We start from the raw sequence: 22,907 nt of genomic DNA, 5'->3' as shown, positions 1-22,907 counted from the left end.
AGTAAGAGTACGCGACTACGCTTATCTATTGTGAGCGTTGAGAAGGTTAATTTAGGAGCGGCCGGAGAACTGGCTATTCGCTCCCTCATTGAACGGGCCCCTCTGGCCAGCTCTCTCGCTGAAGCATTTAAGAAAGAGGGATTCCGCCTCGCACTCGTTGGCGGACCAGTGCGCGATGCAATTCTTGGCCGCCTTGGAAACGATTTAGATTTCACAACAGATGCGCACCCACATCAGACAAAGAAAATTTTGAAATCGTGGGCAGATAACGTCTGGGATACCGGAATACTTTTTGGAACTGTTGCCGGAAAACGTGGCGATACAACAGTTGAAGTAACTACATACCGCACCGAAAAGTATGAAGAGAATTCACGCAACCCAGATGTTGAATTCGGCGACACTATTGAAGGCGATCTATCGCGTCGCGACTTCACTGTTAATTCGATGGCGCTCGAACTTACAGGTGTAAAACCAGAATTCATCGACCCATTTGATGGCCTTGGCGATTTAGCAAAGCGCGTTCTGCGCACACCATCGAGTGCAACGCAATCATTTAGCGATGATCCACTTCGCATGATGCGCGCTGCTCGTTTTGCCAGCCAACTTGGTTTTGACATTGATTCCGAAGTTACTGAAGCGATGACTTCGATGGCTAGCCGTATCTCAATTATCTCTGCTGAACGCGTGCGCGATGAATTTGTTAAATTATTAATGTCTGACCGACCACGCATCGGAATTACAATTTTGGTTGATACAGGTCTTGCCGATTTAGTTGTGCCTGAAATTCCTAAGTTGCGACTTGAGATTGATGAACATCACCATCATAAAGATGTCTACGAACATTCGATTACAGTTCTTGAACAAGCTATTTCCCAAGAAGAACGTTTGGGCGGACCAAACCTTGTTATTCGTTTAGCTGCGCTGCTTCATGACATTGGAAAGCCAAAGACACGTAACCTGCTTGAAGGTGGCGGAGTCTCTTTCCATCACCACGAAGTAGTTGGCTCACGCCTTTCCAAGAACCGCATGAAGGCGCTGCGTTTTGATAATGACACTATCGAAGCTGTTGAAACCCTTGTTGCACTTCACCTTCGCTTCCATGGATACGGCGATGGCGAATGGACTGATTCAGCGGTACGCCGATATGTGCGCGATGCAGGCGATTTACTTGTGCATTTACACGTTCTTACACGCGCAGATTGCACCACGCGAAATGCAAAGAAAGCAGATCGCCTAGCCCGTACTTACGATGGGCTTGAAGCGCGCATCGCAAAACTTTCAGAAGAAGAAGAGCTTTCCAAGATTCGTCCCGACCTTGATGGAGCACAAGTGATGTCGCTACTTGGAATCAAACCATCTGCTGATGTTGGAAAAGCCTTGGATTTCTTGATGGAACTTCGCATGGAACATGGTCCACTCGGTGAAGAACGCGCGACTGAGGAGTTAATTCAGTGGTGGAAGGCTAGACGCCACCCTTAAGAAAGAACTTCGCAGGTCGCAATACAACGGCTGCAACAAGCGCCCACGCAATTGCAATCAACAGTGGCAGCACCCAGGTATCTCCGCTTAACGGCAAGATCCATGCGGCGATGAGCGCCCCAGTAACGATTGCACCATTTACCAACACGTCATAGACAGCAAAGACTCGTCCGCGAAATACATCATCAATCTTTGATTGCACGAGTGCATCATTTGTCACTTTCAAACTCTGGCCGCAGAGCGATGTAAAGAACGCAGTCATTGCAAGCAGAACTGGCGTGCGATCAATGACGAGAATAAGAGCGCTCAGACTTGCTGCTGCAATTGAGATACGCATCCAACGATGGCGACCAATCTTTCTCACACCATATGGCGCAAGAATTGCACCAATAACGAAACCCACTGCAGCAATTGTCAGAGTGACACTTAAACCTGCAAGACCTGCTTCACTATCTGCCGGATCGTTAAATGTATTTCTTTCTAACAATAGAGCGGTCAAAGTAAATGCAGTCAGTCCACCGCGATGAATTGCAATTGCAGCAATGCCACGAGCTGCATCTGCGTGTTCTTTAAGAAACTTAAATCCATCGCGCATTTCGCGTAGCCCTTGAGTAAAACTTCCGCGAACAATTTCATGTGGGCGCGGGCCGATCTCATCTTTATGCAAAAGTGAGGCAAGGATTGCGGCGCAGAAGAAACCAAGAGAACCAACGAGAATAATGATGGCATCGGCCTTATCGGCAGAGGCGCTGGCATCAATAAGTTTGCGAATTCCAAGTCCGATTCCGCCACCTAGAACAACCCAGACCGAACCACCTGTTACAGCAAGCGCGTTTGCTGAAATAAGGGAGTTAGGTGGAACCATTAAAGGAATCCCTGCTGATAAACCCGCAAGAATTAAACGGTTCACACCAAATGCAATAAGAACAAAGATTGTGATTTCAACGCCGGTGTAATCATTAAACATCAGAAACGCAATGACTATCAGAGTTGCTGAACGTGTCAGGTTTGCAAAGAGAATCGCACGCTGACGTGAGAAGCGATCAAGAACAGTTCCGACAAATGGACCGACGATTGAATAAGGAAGTAGAACAACTGCAAAGGCAACTGCAGCGTTGACAGCACTTGCCTGTCTTTCTGGTGAGAAGAGAATGAATGAAGCTAGCGCGCTCTGAAAAATTCCATCAGTTAATTGCCCGGTCCAGCGAACGCGCAGCAGGCGAATCAGCTTTGAATCGCGAATAAGCCCGGCGAAGTTCATACGATAAGCGTAGTTAAGGAAAGAGGATTATTCTTCTCCTGCTATGAAAACAAAGCGAGGGTTCATCGACTATTCACTTGATAAGCGCGCAACCCTGCTCGCGCTCTTTCGCGGCGTTGTCGATGCCTGCGATGCCGACCCATATTTGATGCGTGCGGCTAAGTACCATGGTGAGAAAGCGGATAGAAAGTGTCCGGTCTGCAAGAAGGATTCACTCGTTGAGCTTCGTTACACCTTTGGCGATCAGCTCGGCCAGTTCTCAGGTCGCATCAAGAATGGCGATGAGTTAAATGAGATGGAATCAGAATTCGGTGAATTCTCTGTCTATGTTGTCGAGGTTTGTCGTGAATGTTCCTGGAATCACCTCTGCTCCACATACTTATTAGGTGATGGGCGCGAGCGTAAAGCGCCACGTAAACAGCGAACACTTGAAGATGAGGACTTTGCTTCGCTGAAGTAGCTGTAATTCAGCAGTAATCTAACGACATGCTAAAAACCAAGTTGATCCGCGCCGGAGTATTCCTAGCTGGTTTCGGCTTTGTCGCAGGAGCAACGCTCTTCGCCTTCGCTTGGTTTACCGTTTCAATTCCTGATCCCAACGCATACGTCAATAGCCAATCAACAATCATTCAATATTCCAATGGTTCTGAAATCGGTCGCATCGGAACTCAGAATCGCCAAGTGCTGCCGCTAGCCAAGATTCCGCTTCGCCTTCGTTATGCAGTGATGGCAGCAGAAGATCGCAACTTCTATTCCAATCGCGCATTTAGCGCAACAGGTATTGCCCGCGCACTTTTAAATAACTTGAAATCCGGTTCACTCAACGGCGAAGGTGGATCAACAATCACACAGCAGTATGCAAAGACTGCTTTCTTAACGCCAAGCCGTACGGTTCAGCGAAAGATTAAAGAACTTGTTATTTCACTTAAACTGGAAAATGCTCTGACAAAAGATCAGATTCTGGAAAATTACCTCAACACTATTTACTTCGGTCGCGGTGCTTACGGTGTGCAGACTGCTGCGCAGCAGTACTTCAACCGCAACGCTAACCAGCTCACCATTTCTCAGAGCGCAATCGTGGCAAGTATTTTGCGCTCACCTGGTCTCTACGATCCGTTCTATGGAGATAAAGAGCAGAAGGCGCGCAACAAAGCTCGTCTAGAAGCTCGCTTCACCTACGTTATTAACGGAATGCTCGATAAGAAGTGGATCACTGAGGCAGAAGCTAAGGCTGCAAAGATGCCGATGATTGCTCCACGAACAACATCTGGCCAGCTCAGCGGACCTAAGGGTTACATCATTGATGCTGTTCAGAAAGAGTTGAGCAAGCTCGGATTTACTCAAGATCAACTTCTTGTTGGTGGATATGTCATTAAGACAACGCTTGATCAGCGCGCACAGCAATCTGCAGTAGATGCAGTGAATAAATTTACGCCAAGCCCTGCGCCTTCAAATCTTCATACCGCCCTGGTTGCTATTCGCCCAGGAACAGGTGAAGTAGTAGCTATGTATGGCGGAAAAGATTATGTAGTGCGCCAATTAAACGATGCCACACAATCAATTGCGCTAGCCGGCTCTACCTTTAAGCCGTTTGCGATCATCGCAGGACTTGAAGCAGGCATTCCTTTAACGTCAATGTGGAATGGTGATTCACCACAGACATTCGATGATCTCGGTAAGCCATATCTCGTTTCAAATTATGGCGATGAAGGCTGGGGCCAGATTGATTTACTCACTGCAACTCAGCATTCAGTAAATACAGTCTTCGTTCCGCTTGGAATTAAAGCTGGCATGGATAAAGTTGTCGATGCAGCACGTCGCGCCGGAATTCCAGAAAGCGTTGCGATGATTGCAACTCCATCTGTAGTTCTCGGTGTTGCAAGCCCTCACGTCATTGACGTTGCAAACTCATATGCAACTTTTGCCGCGCAAGGTGTGTACTCAAAGCCATACATGGTTACTCAGGTAATCGGGCCTAACAAGGGCGTCTTGTATGAAGGAAAGCCACAGACACAAGAAGTATTTAGTAAAGATGTTATGGCTGACCTCACTCACTCATTGAAGAGCGTTGTTAATGGCGGAACCGGTGGAGCAGCACTTGCACTTGGTCGACCTGCTGCAGGTAAGACCGGAACTTCACAGTCAAACGCATCCGCTTGGTTTAGCGCGTACACACCACAGCTTGCGGCTTCTGTTGCACTCTTCCGTGACAGCGCATCAGAATCACTTAATGGAATTGGTGGACTTACATCTGTTACAGGTGGAACTTTCCCGGCGAAGATCTGGACTGCATTTATGAAGGGTGCGCTTAAGGGCGAACCAGTTATGAGCTTCCCAGCGCCTGCAAATATTGGCGGACTCGACCCAGTCGTGATGACTAGTGGTGGCCGCCAATCAATGAAGAAGAAGTAATTTCTATGCGCGTTTCTACTCGCGTCATCTTGTTACTCGCACTTCTTGCTTCGCTCTTAAGTTTCGCAAAGTTCAACCATTGCGCTGAAAACAACTGGCAATCACCGGATCAATATGTACATGCTTGCTATTCAGATATTCCTGCACTCTATGGCGAAAGAGGCCTAGATAAAGGGGTGTGGGCATATAGCAGCGGCGCTGAATCTGTTGAGTACCCAGTAATTCAAGGTGCGGTCATGTGGGCGACCGCAAAGGTAATTCCCGCAGGAGTTAACAATTACTTCTATGGAAGCGCACTTTTACTTGCACTGCTCTTTATCTTTATCTCACTTCTTGTATTTAAGATGAAACCAGAATTTAGTTATCTGCTTCCCCTTGCACCCGCTGCCATCGCATCGATGTATATCAATTGGGATTTGTGGGCGATTGCCACAATGTTGCTTGCGATTTATTGGTTTGATCGGAAAGCAGAGTTAGCGAGCGCTATCGCGCTAGGAATTGCAATCTCCACAAAGTTCTTACCGGTCTTCTTGCTTATTCCAATCGCCATCATCTTCTTTAGACAAGAGAAGATGGCCAAGTTTGTAAAGTACGCTGCAATTACGCTGATAACTTTTATTGCAATTAATCTTCCCGTTGCACTAACCACTCCTGAAGGTTGGTGGCGTTTCTACGATCTCAATCTCAACCGAGGTTCTGACTGGGGATCTCTCTGGTACGCACTCTCCAACTTAGGTCTTGATTTAACGCATCAGAATTATTTATCTGTTCTGCTGCTCGCGATTGGTCTCACCTCTCTTGCGATTTATCTCTTACAACTTCGCACACCACCACAGCTGGCGCAGATTGCAATCTTTGTCATGATCATCGTGATGGCGGTAAGTAAGGTGTATTCACCGCAATATGTTTTATGGTTAACGCCGCTCGCAGTCATTGCACTTGCCGATAAGCGAGACCTTAAAGTTTTCTGGTTTTGGCAAGGCGCAGAAATTTTGTATCACCTTGCAATCTGGCAACACCTGGCCCAGGTCACCGGCGCAAAATTCGGCTTGCCCGTTGTGACCTATTCGGTCATCACCCTGATCCGCATCGGGGCCTCAATCGCGCTCCTGGTCCGCCTAGCCGCCCGCCATCAAAGCTCACGCGTATTTCCAAGCCAATTTCTCTTATCTACAGGCGAGAGTTACCCTTAACCTCCTCGTAAATCGTCCCACCGGGATTATTTATAAGGAGTATTAACCCTCCTGTCACGGAAATGCCGTGGCCGTCTTAGTCCAAAGGAGGTCGGGTTAACGCATGCGTCACTATGAATTAATGGTCATTCTCGATCCAGAACTCGAAGAACGTACAGTCACACCATCACTTGAGACATATCTCAAGATCATCAAGGACAGCGGAGGCCGCGTCGACAAGCTCGATGTTTGGGGCAAGCGCCGCATGTCTTTCGAAATCAATAAGAAGCCAGAAGGCATTTACGCAGTTGTAGATATGCACTGCGAGCCAGCGGCAATCAAGGAATTGGATCGTCAGCTCAACCTGAACGAATCTGTTCTTCGTACAAAGGTTATGCGCCCGCTCTAGTTTTCAATTCCACATCAGCTTCGCTGATTGGAATGAATCCACAACCCCCGCGTTTTGGAAACGAAAACTTAAGATAGGCGAGTAATTTATTAGCACGGACTCCACGAGTAGATAAGAGGAAATAAAATGGCAGCAGGAGATACAACAATCACAATGATCGGCAACCTAGTTGACGATCCAGAGCTACGTTTCACCCCAAGTGGTGCAGCGGTAGCAAAATTCCGCGTTGCTTCAACACCTCGTTATCTCGATAAGGCAACTAACGAATGGAAAGATGGCGAGAGCCTCTTCCTTCAATGCCAAATCTGGCGTCAAGCGGCTGAGAATGTTGCAGAGTCACTGACAAAGGGAATGCGCGTCATTCTCTCTGGTCGTCTCAAGCAGCGTTCGTACGAAACAAAAGAAGGCGAAAAGCGCACAGTGTTTGAGGTAGAGGTAGATGAAGTAGGTCCATCACTTCGCAATGCAACAGCTAAGGTCACTCGTACCCAGCGTGCAGGCGGAACCGGTGGAGCTGCAGCACCAGCTTCAGCAGAATCATTTAACGATGATCCTTGGGCAGCAGCGTCAACGTCACCAGCCGGTGGTGGATGGGGAACATCTACAACCGACGAACCACCTTTTTAATAGTAAACAACCGACAATCCATTCCCTCTAGCGATAGAGGGGCACCCGAAAAGGAGCACCACAATGGGAGCAAGAAATAACCGGGCTCTACGCGAGCCAAAGAACAAGGGCGCGAAGGCTGCTGCCCTTAATAAGAAGTTCAAGAAGAAGCCATGCAGCTTCTGTCGCGACAAGGTCACATATATCGATTACAAAGATATCGCGACCCTTCGCAAGTACATCTCTGATCGCGGCAAGATCCGCGCTCGCCGAGTTACAGGTGCATGCACACAACATCAGCGCGCAGTAGCAACAGCTGTTAAGAACAGCCGTGAAGTTGCTCTTCTGCCTTACACATCTTCAGCACGATAAGGGGGCTTGAACTATGAAACTCATTCTTACTCGTGAAGTAAATAAGCTCGGTAACGCCGGCGATGTTGTAACTGTTAAAGATGGCTACGGCCGCAACTTCTTGTTGCCACGTGGCTTTGCAATCTCATGGTCACTTGGTGGCGAGAAGCAGATCGAAGGAATCCGTCGTGCACGTGCTGCGCGCGAAGTCCGCGATCTCGATCACGCTAAGGAGATCAAGGCAACACTCGAGAAGGCATCAGTAACTATCAAGGTAAAGACCGGCACAGCTGGTCGTCTCTTTGGTTCTGTTACAGATAAGGACATCGCAGCTGCAATTAAGTCAGCTACTGGTGTTGATATCGATCGCCACAATCTCAAGACTGCTGGCCACATCAAGAAGACAGGAACACACTCAGTAAAGGTTTCTCTTGCACATAACGTTGTTGCAACAGTTTCACTCGCTGTAGTTTCTGCTTAATCAAGTTCAAGAAGAAAGGCCCGTCGCTTAATTGCGGCGGGTCTTTCTTATTTCAAGTAAGTATTACAACCAACCGGATTTCTTAAATTTGCGGTAGAGAAACGCTGTCACAAGAACGAGTGAACCAACGACTAGTGGATAACCAAATTTCCAGCGTAATTCAGGCATTACATCGAAGTTCATGCCGTAGATACCAGCGACCATAGTGGGCACAGAAGCCAAAGCAACATATGAAGTTATCTTTCGCATATCTTCATTCTGTTGTAGCTGTACTTGTGCAATCTCTGCTTGCAACGCTGAAGTCAGCAGTGCATCGAGCCCAGAGGCTGCATCGGATGCACGGGAAAGATGATCGAGGGTATCTCTAAAGAACGGCGTGAGTTCTGAAGGAATGTTTCGTGCGCCGATACTTGAGATCTGTTGAAGCGGAGATAGAAGTGGCTCAATTGCATGACGGAACTCGATAACTTCGCGCTTCAAGAGATAAATCTCTTGCGAGGCACTCTCTCGAGTATCGCCAAAAACTTTCTGTTCAACTTGTAGAACATCTGCTTCTAATTCGATGGAGATATCGATGTAACAGTCGATTACATGGTCGAGAATTGCATGCAGAACCGCATATGGACCCTTAGCTAGCTGTTCCGAGTTAGATTCAAGTGCATGGCGGGTGTTAACAAGTGGCGCACCATTTCCATGGCGGACAACAACGATGAAGTGATCTCCAATAAAACAGAAGAGTTCGCCAGTTGAAATCTGGCTGCCTTTCTCTTCATAGAAAGCTGTCTTTACAACGAGCGCTTGCACACCGGGATACTCTTCAAACTTAGGGCGCTGATGCGCCATAACCGCGTCTTCAATTGCGAGTGGATGAAATCCAAAATCACCAACGACTTTTTCAAATTCATTCTGTGTTGGTTCTGCAAGGCCTAACCAAACAAATCCACCTTCACTCTTTGCTTTCTGAATAAGAGCGGGGAGATTGGAAGGCTCTGTGTGGCGCTTTCCATTTTGGTAGAGCGCGTAATCAACGATCATGTGCGAAGTCTTGCCTACAAAGATGAATTTGATATGACATCTCAACCAATGAGAATCCAGGAATTACTTTCCTCCACACTTATTCACGCTTAAAGCGGCAGTTACACACAATTCATCAACACCTTATGCACAGCTATCCACGCTTATCCACCGAGTTATGCACACCTTTATCCCCATTACCGAGGGGACTTTCTCGCTTACTGAGCGTGCGAGCCATACCTTTGCCCCGTTGCTGACTGGGATCCGGCCTTGTCAGTGGCTTAGAGGAAGGTATGTCGCATGAGCATTGCAGAACTACCTAATAACTCTAGAGGCGCAGCTACCTACAACACTGTCGGCGCCGAATACGAACGCACACCTCCACAAGATCTTCAAGCAGAACAATCTGTTCTCGGTGGAATGTTGTTATCTAAAGATGCAATCGCTGATGTTGTTGAAGTACTTCGCGAACGCGATTTCTATCGCCCTGCACATGAACTTATCTACGATGCAATTCTTGATCTTTACGGACGCGGTGAACCAGCTGATGCTGTCACCGTTGCTGCCGAACTTACAAAGCGCGGAGAAATCGCACGTGCAGGTGGCGCACCATATCTACACACTTTGATCTCATCTGTGCCAACAGCTGCTAACGCTGGTTACTACGCAAAGATTGTTCTAGAACATGCAATTATGCGCCGCCTTGTTGAAGCTGGAACAAAGATTGTTCAACTTGGTTACGATCAAAATGGTGAAGTCGATGATGCCGTTGATGCTGCGCAGGCAGAAGTTTATGCAGTTACTGAACGCCGCTCTTCTGAAGATTATGTACAACTCAATACATTGTTGCCAGCAGCTCTCGACGAAATCGAAGCAATCTCTAAGGGCATTGGTATCGAAGGTGTTAAGACAGGTTTCCGCGATCTCGATGCGCTGACACATGGTCTACACCCAGGCAACATGATTATCGTTGCTGCGCGTCCTGCAGTTGGTAAGTCAACGCTCGGTCTTGATATTGCGCGCCATGCTGCGATTCACGATAACCAAGCGGCAGTGATCTTCTCTCTCGAAATGTCGAAATCTGAAATCACAATGCGTATGTTGTCTGCCGAAGCGCGAGTTGGTCTTAACAATATTCGTTCCGGACAACTCAGCGATGATGAATGGGCAAAGCTTGCTCGTCGTATGGGTGAAATCTCTGATGCACCACTCTTCATCGATGATTCACCGAACCTTTCGATGATGGAGATCCGCGCAAAGGCGCGTCGCCTTAAGCAGCGCCATGACCTCAAACTCATTGTTATCGACTACTTGCAGCTGATGTCATCAGGCAAGCGCGTAGAAAACCGTCAGCAAGAAGTCTCTGAATTCTCACGTCACCTCAAGCTGATGGCAAAAGAACTTAACGTTCCTGTTATTGCAATCTCACAGCTCAACCGTGGCCCTGAACAACGTACAGATAAGCGCCCAATGTTGTCTGACCTTCGTGAATCTGGTTCTATCGAACAAGATGCTGACGTTGTTATCTTGTTGCACCGCGATGATATGTACGATTCACAGAACCGTTCGGGCGAAGCAGATTTCATCGTTGCAAAGCACCGTAACGGACCAACTCGCACAATTACAGTTTCAGCCCAACTTCACTTTGCGCGCTTCTTCGATATGGCGCCAAATGTTGGAGCAGGCCGCGACTTCACGCAATCTGCTGGTCCATCAGATATTCAGCCATCAGCACCTGGTGATGGCGGTTGGAACGAGTAACTTCTTAACTCGCCGCAGTCTTTGCGCGATCAGCTAGATAAATTCCAACCAGCACAATTGCTGCGCCCGCCAATTGAATCGCATCCCAGCTCTGTGCAAACCAGATCCAGGCAAATGCGCCAGCGATAACTGGTTCAAGCATTCCAATAACGCTACTTGTCGATGCGCTTAAGTATTTCATTCCAGAGAGAACCAACATGTAAGGAACAACTGTTCCAAAGATTGCCGCTGCACCAATCAATAACCAACCAGGAAGCATCGTGCCCTTAGCGATTCCACCGAGATCCATCTGCGTTGAAAATACTTCGAAGGGAAAAGTCCAAGGTGGAAGAACGATTAACCAGAAGGCAGATGCAAAACCCATTCCGAAGATCAGTGTTGCAATCGGTTCACGCTTCTTTCCAATTCGCTCACTCATCAAGAAGTAAGCCGCTAGACAGAATGCGCATAACGTTGCAGCTGTAATTCCGATTAGGTCGAATTTAAAACCTTGCCAGACCTTTGCAACGAGAATCAGTCCGGTCAGCGAGAGAATGACAGCGAGCCACATCTCATTAGAAACGTGGCCCTTGCGGACCAGCTTGATCCAGAGAGCTATCCAGATTGAGGCGGTAAATTCGATAATAAGGACGAGGCCCAGCGGTACTCCTCGCTCTATGCCCAATAAATAGCCGAAGTTCACGAAGGCAAAGCCGACTACGCCATAGAGGGCAAGGCGAGGGATTTCAGATTTCTGCACCTTGATGATTTCAGGGCGAGTAAGAAGAACGTAGGTACCGAGAATCACGACTGCCGATACCGAACGAACTTCAGCAAGACGCAGTGCCGGCAAGTGTTTCATCACAACGGTGACAACGATCCCGGAGAGCGAGAAGAAGAAAGCTCCCAGAATAAGTAAAAACTCACCGCGATGTTTTGAAAGCATGCGGTGAGTTTAACTTAAAGAGTTAGAAAGCAGACTCTGGAATCTCCATGATTGATGAGTCAGTTCCTTCAACAATCTTGCGATCTGCGGTGATGTGAGGCAGAACTGTGGCAACAAAGAACTTTGCTGATGCAATCTTTCCTGTATAGAAATCAGCATCTTTGCCAGCACCTGCTGCAAGCTTTTCCGCAGCGATATCTGCCTGGCGAAGTAGCAACCAGGTAATGATGACATCGCCAACAGCCATCAGCGCACGTGAAGTACTGAGGCCAACTTTATAAATCTCTGCTGGATTTTCTTGGGAAGCCATTGCATGACCGACAAGAACGCCAATAATTCCATTGAGATCACCGAGCGCCTTAAGAAGTGCTTGCTTCTCTTCTGCATGCGCACCACCAGATTCAGCGAAAGCTTGAATCTCTTTACCGAGTAGACCGAGTGAACGTCCGCCATCTTTAACAACTTTACGGAAGAAGAAATCAAGACCTTGAATTGCAGTTGTGCCTTCATACAAGGTGTCGATCTTGGCATCGCGAACATATTGTTCGAGTGGCCAATCACGTGTGAAGCCAGCTCCACCAAATGTTTGAAGAGATTCAGTGCCGAGAAGTGTCCAAGACTTTTCTGAACCGAAGCCCTTAACAACTGGAAGAAGAAGATCGTTGAGCTTCTCCATATCTTCAAGCTTGTCAGTATCTCCTGCTTCGCGAGCAAGTTCAATCTCATCTTGAATTGATGCGGTGTACAAGACAAGTGCGCGCATACCTTCGGAGTAAGCCTTCTGCACCATCAGCGAACGACGCACATCTGGGTGCTTAATAATGGTGACGCGAGGGCTGGCCTTATCGTTCATTACCTTCATATCGCCGCCCTGAACGCGAGTCTTGGCGTAGGCAAGTGCTTGTTGGTAGCCAGCAGAAAGTGTTGCAATCGCCTTGGTACCAACCATCATGCGAGCGAATTCAATAATCTTAAACATCTGCGCGATACCTTGGTGAACATCACCGAGTAAGTAACCAACAGCAGGTTCTTTCTCACCAAGATTTACTTCGCAAGTAGCAGATACGTTAAGACCCATTTTATCTTCGAGACCTGTGACATAGACGCCGTTACGCTTACCAAGATCGCCAGTTTCAAAATCAAAGATAAATTTTGGAATCAAGAAGAGTGAGAGACCCTTCGTTCCTGGTCCGCCACCTTCGCGGCGTGCAAGTACAAAGTGCATGACGTTCTCGTAGAAGTCAGCATCTCCTGAAGTGATGTAGCGCTTGTTACCGGTGATATGCCATGTGCCATCTGGTTGTTCAACAGCTTTAGTACGACCGGCGCCAACATCAGAACCTGCATCAGGCTCTGTTAACTGCATCGTTGCACCCCAGTGGCGTTCAACCATGTGCTTTGCCATCTTCTTCTGGACATCTGTTCCTAACACATGTGCAACTTGGGCAAATGCATAACCAGATGCGTAGATGTGAATTGCAGGGTTTGATCCCAAAACCATTTCTGCAATCGCCCAACGAACAGATGCTGGAATCTTCATTCCGCCTAAATCAACTGGTGCATCAAGACGCCACCACTCGCCATCGACATAAGCTTTATAAGATTTCTTAAAACTTTCCGGAAGAGTGACATTGCCCGTTGCTTTATCAAGTTCAGCGCCGATGCGATCGCCTTCAACGAAAGATGCCGCAAGATCGTTTTCACAGAGACGCTTCATCTCTTCAAGCATTCCCATCGCAGTATCGCGATCGAGGTCGGAGTAGATGGATTTACCCAGCACCTTTTCGCGACCAAGAAGGTCGAAGAGGCAGAATTCGATGTCGCGGAGATTGGCGTTGTAATGGCTCATGGCGTAATGGTGCTACCCACCAGTAACTTACGCAAGCGTGCCAAGGGCCTTTTTTTCGCGCTGGAAAGGTAGGCTCGCGCCGTGCTACTCAGTGATCGCGATATTCGCTCAGAAATAACCAATGGCCGCGTTGCCGTCGAACCTTTTGAAGAGGCGATGATCCAACCTTCTTCGGTTGATGTCCGCCTCGATAAGTTCTTCCGCGTCTTTGAGAACCACAAGTACTCAGTCATCGATCCATCGATCGAACAATCTGAGCTCACCCGCGAAGTTATTGCCGAAGAAGGCGAAGCATTTATCTTGCACCCAGGCGAATTCGTTCTTGCATCTACCTATGAGGTCATCACACTTCCCGATGACATCGCAGGTCGCCTCGAAGGAAAGTCTTCACTCGGACGCCTTGGCTTGCTCACCCACTCAACAGCGGGCTTTATCGATCCAGGATTCTCAGGCCACATCACGCTTGAACTTTCCAACGTTGCCAACCTGCCAGTGAAGTTATTCCCAGGCATGAAAATCGGTCAGCTCTGTCTGATTAAACTCTCATCACCTGCTGAACACCCATACGGCTCAGCAATCTACGCATCACGCTACCAAGGACAGCGCGGACCAACTCCAAGCCGCTCCTTCATGAATTTCCACCAGAGCAAGATCAAGTAACTCCCGACAAGCTTTGTCTGGGAATAAGAACCAGAGTCAAGGGGTTGAAATAACTATGGAACTCATCATTATCGGTGTACTCGTACTTCTCGTTATCTTTGGCGTTGCTCAATACAACCGCCTTATCCGACTTAACATCACAGTCGATGAAGCATTCGCGCAGATTGAGGTTCAACTCAAGCGCCGTGCAGATCTAATCCCAAACCTCGTTGAAACAGTTAAGGGATATGCCAAGCACGAACAAGGAACTTTTGATGCAGTTGTCGCCGCTCGCGCGAAGTCAACAAGTGCCTCAACAGTTGCCGATGTTGCAGCAGCAGATGGCGCACTGACTAACGCACTTCGCGGATTGCTCGCAGTTGCCGAGGCTTACCCAGATCTCAAGGCATCAAGTAACTTCTTATCTCTACAAGAAGAACTTTCTACCACTGAGAATAAAGTTTCATTTGCGCGCCAGTTCTATAACGACAATGTGCGCTCGCTCAATACAGCGGTAAAGACAGTGCCTACCAACTTCTTTGCAGGCTTTGCAAAGGTAACAGCTCGCGACTTCTACGAAGTTGAAAACGCTGCAGATCGTAACGTTCCAAACGTTAAGTTCTAATTTCACCAATGGCTGATAACAACTTCCGCGCACTTCAATCTGCCAATAAGGGAAAGACTTATTTCCTTCTGGCATCGATGGGTGTTCTGACATGGCTCGTTGCATATGCAGCGATGACATATTTCGGAGTCGGCACCGCTTCAACAATGGTGCCGATGGCAGTTGGTTTCGCACTTATCGGTGTGTGGGGTTCGTATTACGGCTCTGACAAATTAGTTCTCACCATGACAGGTGCAAAGCTGATTACGCGTGAAGATGCCCCCGAACTCTTTAACGTTATTGAAGAAGTTGTTATCGCAAGTGGCCTGCCAATGCCGAAGGTTGCCATCGTTGAAGATAGCGCGCCAAACGCATTTGCAACGGGACGTAACCCTGAGCATGCACTGATTGCATTTACCACTCGCATTCTCGAAGTTATGGACCGCGACGAACTTCAAGGCGTCATCGCTCACGAGATGTCACACGTGGCAAACCGTGACACCTTGGTTTCAGCCGTAGCTGCAACAACAGCAGGTGCCATCGCAATCTTGAGCGATTTCCTTACTCGTATGATGTGGTTCGGTGGCGGACGCGATCGTGATCGCGGAGGCAACTCAAACCCATTGGCACTTGTCTTCTCGCTCGTTATCTTGATTCTCGCGCCACTTGCTGCGATGTTATTGAAATCTGCAATCTCACGTAAGCGTGAAGCTTTGGCAGATGCCACCGCAGTTTCATTTACGCGTAACCCTGCAGGACTTCGCAAAGCACTTGAAGTTCTTGCTGCGGATTCAACTGTGGTGCGCCAGAAATCAAATGCAGTTGCGCATATCTGGATTGAATCACCACTCGATGGACAAACTGTCTCTAAATTATTTAGTACTCATCCACCGATTCAAGAACGTATCGCCACTTTGAAGGCGATGGAATCACTCGGCCCGGCGGGGGAATAACAAAGTAAAGGTTGCGCCTTCTCCAGGCGTAGATTGCACAGAAACAGAGCCTCCATGGGCGCGCATCACTGCATCAACAATCGAAAGACCAAGTCCACTGCCATCTGCGCCGGTACGAACTCGCGATGAATCTGCGCGATAGAAACGTTCAAAGATTCGCTTCTGATCTTCAGCACTTAAGCCAGGACCCTTATCTGCAACTGAAACTTCAACGCCCACATCTGTCGTAGCAACTGACACAGCTATCGGAGTACCAGTTGGCGTATGTGCTCGTGCGTTGGCAAGAAGATTTGCAACGACTTGATGAATGCGCACTTCATCGCCCAGCGTGAAGATTTCATCGCTCTTGGAAATGAATTCAACGGGATGATCAGGCCCGGCAGCGCGTGCCGAGATAACAGCATCTTCAACAACTTTATTGATATCTACAGGCTTTGATTCCATTTCGCGTGCTTGATCAAGGCGGGCAAGGAGAAGTAAATCTTCTACCAATGAACCCATACGCTTGGATTCATTTTCAATACGAGCAATGAGTTCGGCGGTCTCTTTCTCGCCAGTGACAGCGCCTTGGCGATGAAGTTCAGAGAAACCGCGGATTGCAGTAATCGGAGTGCGAAGTTCATGAGATGCATCAGCCACAAAGCGACGCAGCTTGTTTTCGCTCTCAGTCTGAATAGAGAAAGACTTTTCAATGCGCGAAAGCATTGAGTTCAATGATGTTACGAGGCGACCCACTTCAGTTCCAGGATCTGTTTCTGGCATACGCGCTGAGTAGTTACCTGCTGCAATCTCTTCGGCTGTCTTTTCAGCGTCTTCTAATGGGCGAAGACCAATTTTGATGACTGCGCGAGAAGCTGCGGCAATCATGAGAAGAAGTACCAAACCAATAAGTCCGAATAAGAATGAGAGTCGCGCAAGTGTTCGTTCTAAATCGCCAAGATTTTGTGCAGCGACAAATGTTCCAGCAGGAGATGTGAGTGGACGTGCAATAACTCTGAAGTCAGGACCAGGAGCTGCGATCGTGAATGCTTCATCGCCATGTACTGCAACCTCTTCAGGCAGTAGACCTGCAAGATATGAAGTAATGGATGCGCCGCCTAAATTGCCACCTAAACCACCCAGAACAACGCCATCAGGGCCAAGAACCGTGATGGATGTAGATGTTGGTATTTGTGAAAGTGGTGCTGGTGCACCAAGTCCACGACCTAAACCGCGACCAGGACGTCTATCTTCTTCATCGCCATCATCATCGTTAGCAATACCGCCGCGTTCAATACGAGGAACAGCGGCTTCTGCAATAACAACGAGTTGTTCATCAACTTGTGAGAGCAAGTAACCCTTAAGAAGTGATTGTGTAGCAAAGCTGGCAGCTACAAAGCCCAGCGCTGTGAGCAGAACAATTCCAAGGGAGAGTCTGCTACGTAAGCTCCAGGTGCGAAATGGCGAATTCATAGAATCTACTTTGCAGCAGGCAATCTAAGTCGGTAGCCAACGCCACGCACTGTGTGAATGAGTGCTGGTTCGTAGATATCAATCTTCTTGCGCAGGTATGAAATATACGTTTCAACAATTCCGGCATCTCCACCAAAGTCGTAATCCCATACGTGATCCAGAATCTGTGCCTTACTAACAACGCGATCAGCGTTAATCAGCAAGTAGCGAAGCAAAGTAAATTCAGTAGGAGAGAGTTCAAGGAGATGTCCGGCGCGACGAGCTTCATGAGTTGCTTCATCGAGTTCGAGATCTGCAAAACGAATCTTCTCTTCATCCATGTTCTGCTCGACAACGCCAATTCGGCGCAAGAGCGCACGCAGACGTGCAACAAGTTCTTCAAGGCTAAATGGCTTTGTCATGTAATCATCGCCACCGATTGTTAAACCTTGCACTTTATCTTTCATCTCATCTTTGGCAGAGAGAAAGAGAACTCCCACTTCAATTCCTTCATTACGAATCTGACGACAGACTTCAAAGCCGTCAAGATCAGGCAACATGACATCGAGAATCATTGCGTGTGGTTTAAATTCTTCGGCAATTGTTAAAGCTTGCGAACCAGTTGCTGCAGTGCGCACATCGAAGCCAACGAATTTCAAACTTGTCGCGATGAGATCGCTAATGCTTGACTCGTCATCGACGACGAGGATGCGTTGACCCTTTGCTTCACTTGCAGTGTTGGTTGTCATGCCTCAAGAGTCCTCGCTCAACCTGTGCCTTTGCTGAGAATAGGCAGTTATTGGGAAGTGGATGCCGATACGCTGAATTACACGCCTGTAACTCCACACACAATGGGGATAAACCCTGTGGATAGGGTCGATTTTTCATACTTTTTAATGGGAACCCTCACCCCATCGCTTTTCGCGCGGTATTTCCCACTCCTAAGGCTTTTCAGGGTTATTTCACTTTCCATTTAACGATAGGATTTCAGCCTGCTGTTGAGGAAATACCGCTCTACAGCCCCATACAGGACTTTTGAAGGAGCCCCCATTGGCTGATGTGAAGAAGGAATCTGGCGGTTACGACGCCTCCTCGATCACCGTCCTCGAGGGCCTTGAGGCAGTCCGCAAGCGCCCAGGCATGTATATCGGCTCAACCGGCGAACGCGGCCTCCACCACCTTGTCTATGAAATCGTCGATAACGCAGTCGATGAAGCGCTCGCAGGTTTCTGTACTGAAATCCAAGTGACTTTGATGGCCGATGGATCACTTCAAGTTGTCGATAACGGTCGCGGAATTCCAGTTGATATTCACCCAGTTGAAAAGAAACCAGCTCTCGAAGTTGTTCTCACCGTTCTTCATGCAGGTGGAAAGTTCGGCGATGGTGGTTACTCAGTCTCTGGTGGTCTTCACGGTGTTGGTTCATCAGTTGTAAACGCACTTTCTACAGATTTATCCGCAAAGGTAAAGCGCGACGGATTTATCTGGACACAGGAATACAAACTCGGTGTTCCAACTGCGCCGGTTAAAAAGGGCGAAGCAACGACCGAGACCGGAACAACAATTCAGTTCTGGCCATCTGCAGATATCTTTGAAACAGTTGATTTCTCATTTGAAGTTCTCTCAACACGTTTCCGCGAAATGGCATTTCTTAATCGCGGACTTATCTTGTCACTTACCGATATGCGCGCAGGCCATGTCGACGAAAAGGGCGAACAGCTTTCTGTGCGCTACCAATACCAAGGCGGAATCACTGACTTCGTAAAGCACCTCAACTCAACCCGCGGCGAACTCCATAAGTCTGTAATCGCACTCGAAGCTGAAGATAAGAAGGCGCGACTTTCTCTCGAAGTTTCGATGCAGTGGAATAACGGATTCTCAGAATCTGTCTATACATTTGCAAACACAATTCACACGCACGAAGGCGGAACACACGAAGAAGGTTTCCGTACCGCTCTCACTTCTGTTGTAAATAAGTTTGCTGAAGAACAAGGTTTGATTCGCAAGAAGGAAGATCGCCTAACAGGTGACGATGTCCGCGAAGGTCTTACTGCAATTGTTTCTATCAAACTTGGTGAGCCACAGTTTGAAGGACAGACAAAGACAAAGCTTGGTAACACTGAGGCAAAGTCATTTACACAAAAAGTTGTTAATGAGCACCTCACACAATGGTTTGAGCAGAATCCGCAAGAAGGTAAAGACATCATTCGTAAATCAATTGATGCCGCATCTGCTCGCGTTGCTGCACGTAAAGCGCGCGACTTAGCGCGTAACCGCAAGGGTTTGCTCGAAGGTCGCGGAATGCCAGGAAAATTGGCTGATTGCCAGTGGACTGATCCTGCAAAGTGCGAGCTCTACATTGTCGAAGGTGACTCTGCAGGCGGTTCTACAAAGGGTGGACGCGACTCACGTAACCAAGCTGTACTGCCTATTCGCGGCAAGATTCTTAACGTCGAAAAGGCGCGCATTGATCGCGTGCTACAGAACAACGAAGTACAGGCACTTATTACCGCACTCGGTACAGGTGTTCACGATGATTTCGATATCGCAAAGCTTCGCTATCACAAGATTATTTTGATGGCCGATGCGGATGTCGATGGTCAGCACATCCGCACATTGCTACTTACTTTGCTCTTCCGCTTTATGCGCCCACTGATTGAAAACGGTTTCGTTTATCTCGCACAGCCTCCTTTGTATAAGTTGAAGTGGGGTGGAAAAGATCCTGTCGAATACGCATTTAGCGATAAAGAGCGCGATGGCATGATCAAGATTGGTCTCGATGCAGGCAAGCGTCTTCCAAAGGATGACGGAATCCAGCGCTTTAAGGGTCTTGGCGAAATGCCGGCGAAAGAGCTTTGGGATACAACAATGGATCCTGAACACCGCGTGTTAATTCAAGTAACTCTTGATGATGCAGCAGCAGCCGATGATCTCTTCTCAGTTCTTATGGGTGAAGATGTCGAGCAACGTCGTGCATTTATTCAGCGCAATGCTAAAGACGTTAGGTTCTTGGATATCTAATGACAACAGAAGATATGAATCCAGAAGAAGTTACATTCGACCGCATCGAAAAGGTCGACCTTCAAGTCGAAATGGCGCGAAGCTATCTCGACTACGCGATGTCAGTCATCGTTGGTCGCGCACTTCCTGATGTTCGTGATGGCCTTAAGCCAGTTCACCGCCGCGTCTTGTATGCAATGTACGACGCTGGTTATCGCCCAGATAAGGGCTATTACAAATCTTCACGTATCGTCGGTGACGTCATGGGTAATTACCACCCACACGGTGACACCGCGATCTATGACACCGTTGTTCGTTTAGCTCAGCCTTGGTCACTTCGCTATCCATTGGTTGATGGAAACGGAAACTTCGGTTCTCCCGGCAACGATCCAGCAGCTGCAATGCGTTACACCGAAGCTCGTTTAGCGCCTATCGCCATGGAGATGATGCGCGATATCGATGAAGATACCGTCAACTTCTCACCTAACTATGACGGTCGCTCACAAGAGCCAGATGTACTGCCTTCACGTTTTCCAAACCTTCTCGTTAATGGCTCTGCAGGTATTGCAGTGGGTATGGCGACAAATATTCCGCCACATAACCTTCGCGAAATCGGTGAAGCAGTTATCTACGCGCTCGAACATCCAGAGATGGCAGCACCTGACCTTCTCAACCACATGCTCACGATTGTGAAGGGTCCGGATTTCCCAACTAAGGCGCTCATCGTTGGCCGCGGTGGAATCGAAGACGCTTACCGCACGGGCCGTGGCTCAGTCACGATGCGCGCAGTTGTTAACGTAGAAGAGATCAATAAGCGCACCTGCCTTGTTGTCACTGAACTTCCATACCAAGTAAACCCAGATAACTTAGCTCTCAAGATCGCTGAACTCGTTAAAGATGGCAAGATCAAAGGCATCGCAGATGTTCGCGACGAAGGTAACGAACGTCTTGGCCAACGCCTCGTCATCGTTCTTCAATCATCTGCAATTCCTAAGGTAATCCTTAATAACCTTTATAAGCAGACACAGCTTCAAGACACATTCGGTGCAAATATGTTGGCGCTCGTCGATGGTGTTCCACGCACGCTGCGTCTTGATGAATTCATCAAGTACTACATCGAGCACCAGGTCGAAGTAATTGTTCGCCGCACCAAGTTCCGCTTGGTTGAAAAAGAGAAGCGCGCTCACATTCTTAAGGGTTACCTCAAGGCGCTCGATGCACTTGACGCAGTAATCGCACTTATCCGCGCATCGAAGACTCCTGAAGAAGCCCGCACAGGTTTGATGAAGCTCCTTGATGTTGATGAAATTCAAGCAAATGCAATCTTGGATATGCAGCTCCGTCGTATTGCAGCTCTTGAACGCCAGAAGATCAACGATGAGTACGAAGGTTTGATGGCTGACATCATCGAACTCAACGCAATCTTGGCGTCTGAAGCTAAGCAGCGCGAAATTATCAAGACAGAGCTTTCAGATTTGATCGCTAAGTACGGCGACGAGCGCCGCACACAACTTGTTGCAAGCGAAGGCGATTTCTCTGCAGAAGATTTGATTCCAGATCAAGATGTAGTTGTCACTATTACACGTGGCGGATATTCAAAGCGCACAAGTGCAGATTTGTATAAGTCACAACGTCGCGGTGGCCGCGGAGTAAAGGGTGCAGCGCTTAAGCAAGATGACGTTGTCGATCACTTCTTCGTTGCCTCTACTCACGACTGGTTGCTCTTCTTCACCAATCAAGGTCGCGTCTATCGCGCAAAGGTTCACGAGTTACCGGATGCAGGTCGCGACGCTCGCGGTCAGCATGTTGCAAACTTGATGGCATTTAAGCCAGATGAGCAGATTGCACAGGTACTTTCATTTAAGGATTACAACGCAGCGCCATTCTTAGTTCTTGCAACAAAGAACGGTCTCGTTAAGAAGACTCCACTTTCTGAATACGACTCACCTCGTACTGGTGGTTTGATTGCGATTTCACTTAAGCCTGGCGATGAAGTTGTATCTGCATCCCTCGTCCGCAATGGCGATGAACTTCTACTCGTTTCAAAGAAGGCGATGTCACTTCGATTTACAACAGATGACGAATCACTTCGCTCAATGGGTCGATCAACTTCCGGTGTTATCGGAATGAAGTTCCGCGAAGGCGATGAACTTCTGACCATGTCACGCGTTGATGCCGAAACATCTGTCGGCGCATTTGTATTTACTGCAACCGATGGTGGTTACGGCAAGAAGACTCCAATTGATGAATATCGTTTACAAGGCCGCGGCGGAATCGGAATCAAAGCTGCAAAGATTGATGAAGAATCTCGCGGAACTCTTGTCTCAGCCCTCGTATTAGTAGATAGCGATGAAATCCTGGCGATCACATCTGCCGGAACCGTTATGCGCACCCCAGCTGCTGAAGTCCGCCAGACAGGCCGTGACTCGATGGGCGTTCGCCTGGTCAACCTCGATGAAGGTGCGACCCTCTTATCTGTGACCCGCAACAGCGAAGATGAGATTTCGACGCAAAAGTAGTAGGGTTCACGCCTGTAGTTATGGAGGCCGTTTTGGTCACT

The 22,907-nt window shown here is 48.2% G+C and carries 20 protein-coding genes; 14 read left to right on the top strand and 6 right to left on the bottom strand.

The features are described from left to right. The first annotated feature begins 30 nt into the window (after positions 1-30). Positions 31-1,479, top strand: a complete 1,449-nt coding sequence (locus A1sIA56_RS06840; RefSeq protein WP_095674137.1) for a CCA tRNA nucleotidyltransferase — start codon at positions 31-33, stop codon at positions 1,477-1,479. Here the strand turns inward: A1sIA56_RS06840 and A1sIA56_RS06835 are convergent. After that, on the bottom strand, positions 1,463-2,740 hold the full coding sequence (locus A1sIA56_RS06835; RefSeq protein ID WP_190277003.1) for an MFS transporter: 1,278 nt from the start codon (positions 2,738-2,740) through the stop codon (positions 1,463-1,465). The genes A1sIA56_RS06840 and A1sIA56_RS06835 overlap by 17 nt on opposite strands. Positions 2,741-2,783: 43 nt before the next feature. Between A1sIA56_RS06835 and A1sIA56_RS06830 the strand changes: the two genes are divergently transcribed. From A1sIA56_RS06830 to rplI, 7 genes are all read left to right on the top strand, one after another. Then, entirely contained in the window at positions 2,784-3,200 is a 417-nt protein-coding gene (locus A1sIA56_RS06830; protein WP_095674136.1) for a DUF5318 family protein, read from the top strand. Positions 3,201-3,226: 26 nt separating this feature from the next. Then, entirely contained in the window at positions 3,227-5,152 is a 1,926-nt protein-coding gene (locus tag A1sIA56_RS06825; protein WP_095674135.1) for a transglycosylase domain-containing protein, read from the top strand. 5 nt (positions 5,153-5,157) lie between these two features. Continuing rightward, positions 5,158-6,345, top strand: coding sequence for a glycosyltransferase family 87 protein (locus tag A1sIA56_RS06820; protein ID WP_095674134.1), 1,188 nt, complete (start codon positions 5,158-5,160; stop codon positions 6,343-6,345). Between the two features lie 103 nt (positions 6,346-6,448). Next, on the top strand, positions 6,449-6,733 hold the full coding sequence (gene rpsF / locus A1sIA56_RS06815) for a 30S ribosomal protein S6 (RefSeq protein WP_095674133.1): 285 nt from the start codon (positions 6,449-6,451) through the stop codon (positions 6,731-6,733). A 126-nt stretch (positions 6,734-6,859) separates the two neighbouring features. Then, positions 6,860-7,360 carry a single-stranded DNA-binding protein gene (locus A1sIA56_RS06810; RefSeq protein WP_095674132.1) on the top strand — a complete coding sequence of 167 codons (501 nt, stop codon included), beginning with the start codon at positions 6,860-6,862 and terminating at the stop codon, positions 7,358-7,360. A 63-nt stretch (positions 7,361-7,423) separates the two neighbouring features. Next, on the top strand, positions 7,424-7,711 hold the full coding sequence (rpsR, locus tag A1sIA56_RS06805; RefSeq protein WP_017955648.1) for a 30S ribosomal protein S18: 288 nt from the start codon (positions 7,424-7,426) through the stop codon (positions 7,709-7,711). A 13-nt stretch (positions 7,712-7,724) separates the two neighbouring features. Next, the gene (rplI, locus tag A1sIA56_RS06800) at positions 7,725-8,171 is read left to right on the top strand and encodes a 50S ribosomal protein L9 (protein WP_095674131.1); all 447 of its coding nucleotides are present in this window, start codon (positions 7,725-7,727) and stop codon (positions 8,169-8,171) included. Between the two features lie 63 nt (positions 8,172-8,234). Here the strand turns inward: rplI and A1sIA56_RS06795 are convergent, their stop codons facing one another. Next, on the bottom strand, positions 8,235-9,206 hold the full coding sequence (locus tag A1sIA56_RS06795) for a magnesium and cobalt transport protein CorA (RefSeq protein WP_095674130.1): 972 nt from the start codon (positions 9,204-9,206) through the stop codon (positions 8,235-8,237). A gap of 279 nt (positions 9,207-9,485) precedes the next feature. On the opposite strand from A1sIA56_RS06795, the gene dnaB reads away from it, so the two are divergent. Then, entirely contained in the window at positions 9,486-10,946 is a 1,461-nt protein-coding gene (dnaB, locus tag A1sIA56_RS06790) for a replicative DNA helicase (RefSeq protein WP_095674129.1), read from the top strand. A 4-nt stretch (positions 10,947-10,950) separates the two neighbouring features. Here the strand turns inward: dnaB and A1sIA56_RS06785 are convergent, their stop codons facing one another. Next, positions 10,951-11,871, bottom strand: coding sequence for an EamA family transporter (locus tag A1sIA56_RS06785; protein WP_095674128.1), 921 nt, complete (start codon positions 11,869-11,871; stop codon positions 10,951-10,953). A 22-nt stretch (positions 11,872-11,893) separates the two neighbouring features. Continuing rightward, positions 11,894-13,720 (bottom strand): acyl-CoA dehydrogenase, encoded by a 1,827-nt coding sequence (locus tag A1sIA56_RS06780; protein WP_095674127.1) that lies wholly within the window; start codon positions 13,718-13,720, stop codon positions 11,894-11,896. Positions 13,721-13,801: 81 nt separating this feature from the next. Here A1sIA56_RS06780 and dcd point away from each other — a divergent pair, with 81 nt between their 5' ends. Genes dcd through A1sIA56_RS06765 form a run of 3 tightly spaced genes read left to right on the top strand, consistent with a single transcriptional unit; the run spans position 13,802 to position 15,916 of the window. Beyond that, the gene (dcd, locus tag A1sIA56_RS06775) at positions 13,802-14,380 is read left to right on the top strand and encodes a dCTP deaminase (RefSeq protein WP_095674126.1); all 579 of its coding nucleotides are present in this window, start codon (positions 13,802-13,804) and stop codon (positions 14,378-14,380) included. A gap of 55 nt (positions 14,381-14,435) precedes the next feature. After that, a complete protein-coding gene (locus A1sIA56_RS06770; RefSeq protein ID WP_095674125.1) occupies positions 14,436-14,984 on the top strand; it encodes a LemA family protein in 549 nt (182 codons plus the stop codon). An 8-nt stretch (positions 14,985-14,992) separates the two neighbouring features. Continuing rightward, positions 14,993-15,916: a M48 family metallopeptidase gene (locus A1sIA56_RS06765; protein WP_095674124.1), complete on the top strand. Its 924-nt coding sequence runs from the start codon at positions 14,993-14,995 to the stop codon at positions 15,914-15,916. Here the strand turns inward: A1sIA56_RS06765 and A1sIA56_RS06760 are convergent. Then, a complete protein-coding gene (locus tag A1sIA56_RS06760) occupies positions 15,893-17,368 on the bottom strand; it encodes a sensor histidine kinase (protein WP_095674123.1) in 1,476 nt (491 codons plus the stop codon). The two genes, A1sIA56_RS06765 and A1sIA56_RS06760, sit on opposite strands and share 24 nt — an antisense overlap. A 5-nt stretch (positions 17,369-17,373) precedes the next feature. Then, positions 17,374-18,096, bottom strand: coding sequence for a response regulator transcription factor (locus A1sIA56_RS06755; RefSeq protein WP_095674122.1), 723 nt, complete (start codon positions 18,094-18,096; stop codon positions 17,374-17,376). Positions 18,097-18,397: 301 nt separating this feature from the next. On the opposite strand from A1sIA56_RS06755, the gene gyrB reads away from it, so the two are divergent. Continuing rightward, the gene (gyrB, locus tag A1sIA56_RS06750; protein ID WP_190277002.1) at positions 18,398-20,368 is read left to right on the top strand and encodes a DNA topoisomerase (ATP-hydrolyzing) subunit B; all 1,971 of its coding nucleotides are present in this window, start codon (positions 18,398-18,400) and stop codon (positions 20,366-20,368) included. Continuing rightward, on the top strand, positions 20,368-22,866 hold the full coding sequence (gyrA, locus tag A1sIA56_RS06745; protein ID WP_095674121.1) for a DNA gyrase subunit A: 2,499 nt from the start codon (positions 20,368-20,370) through the stop codon (positions 22,864-22,866). The genes gyrB and gyrA overlap by 1 nt, the downstream gene beginning before the upstream one ends. Positions 22,867-22,907: the final 41 nt, after the last annotated feature.

The sequence above is a fragment of the Candidatus Planktophila sulfonica genome (assembly GCF_002288065.1).
Taxonomy (GTDB): domain Bacteria; phylum Actinomycetota; class Actinomycetes; order Nanopelagicales; family Nanopelagicaceae; genus Planktophila; species Planktophila sulfonica.
The sequence above is the reverse complement of the archived record's forward strand: the minus strand, read 5'-3'. Positions and strand labels throughout refer to the sequence as shown.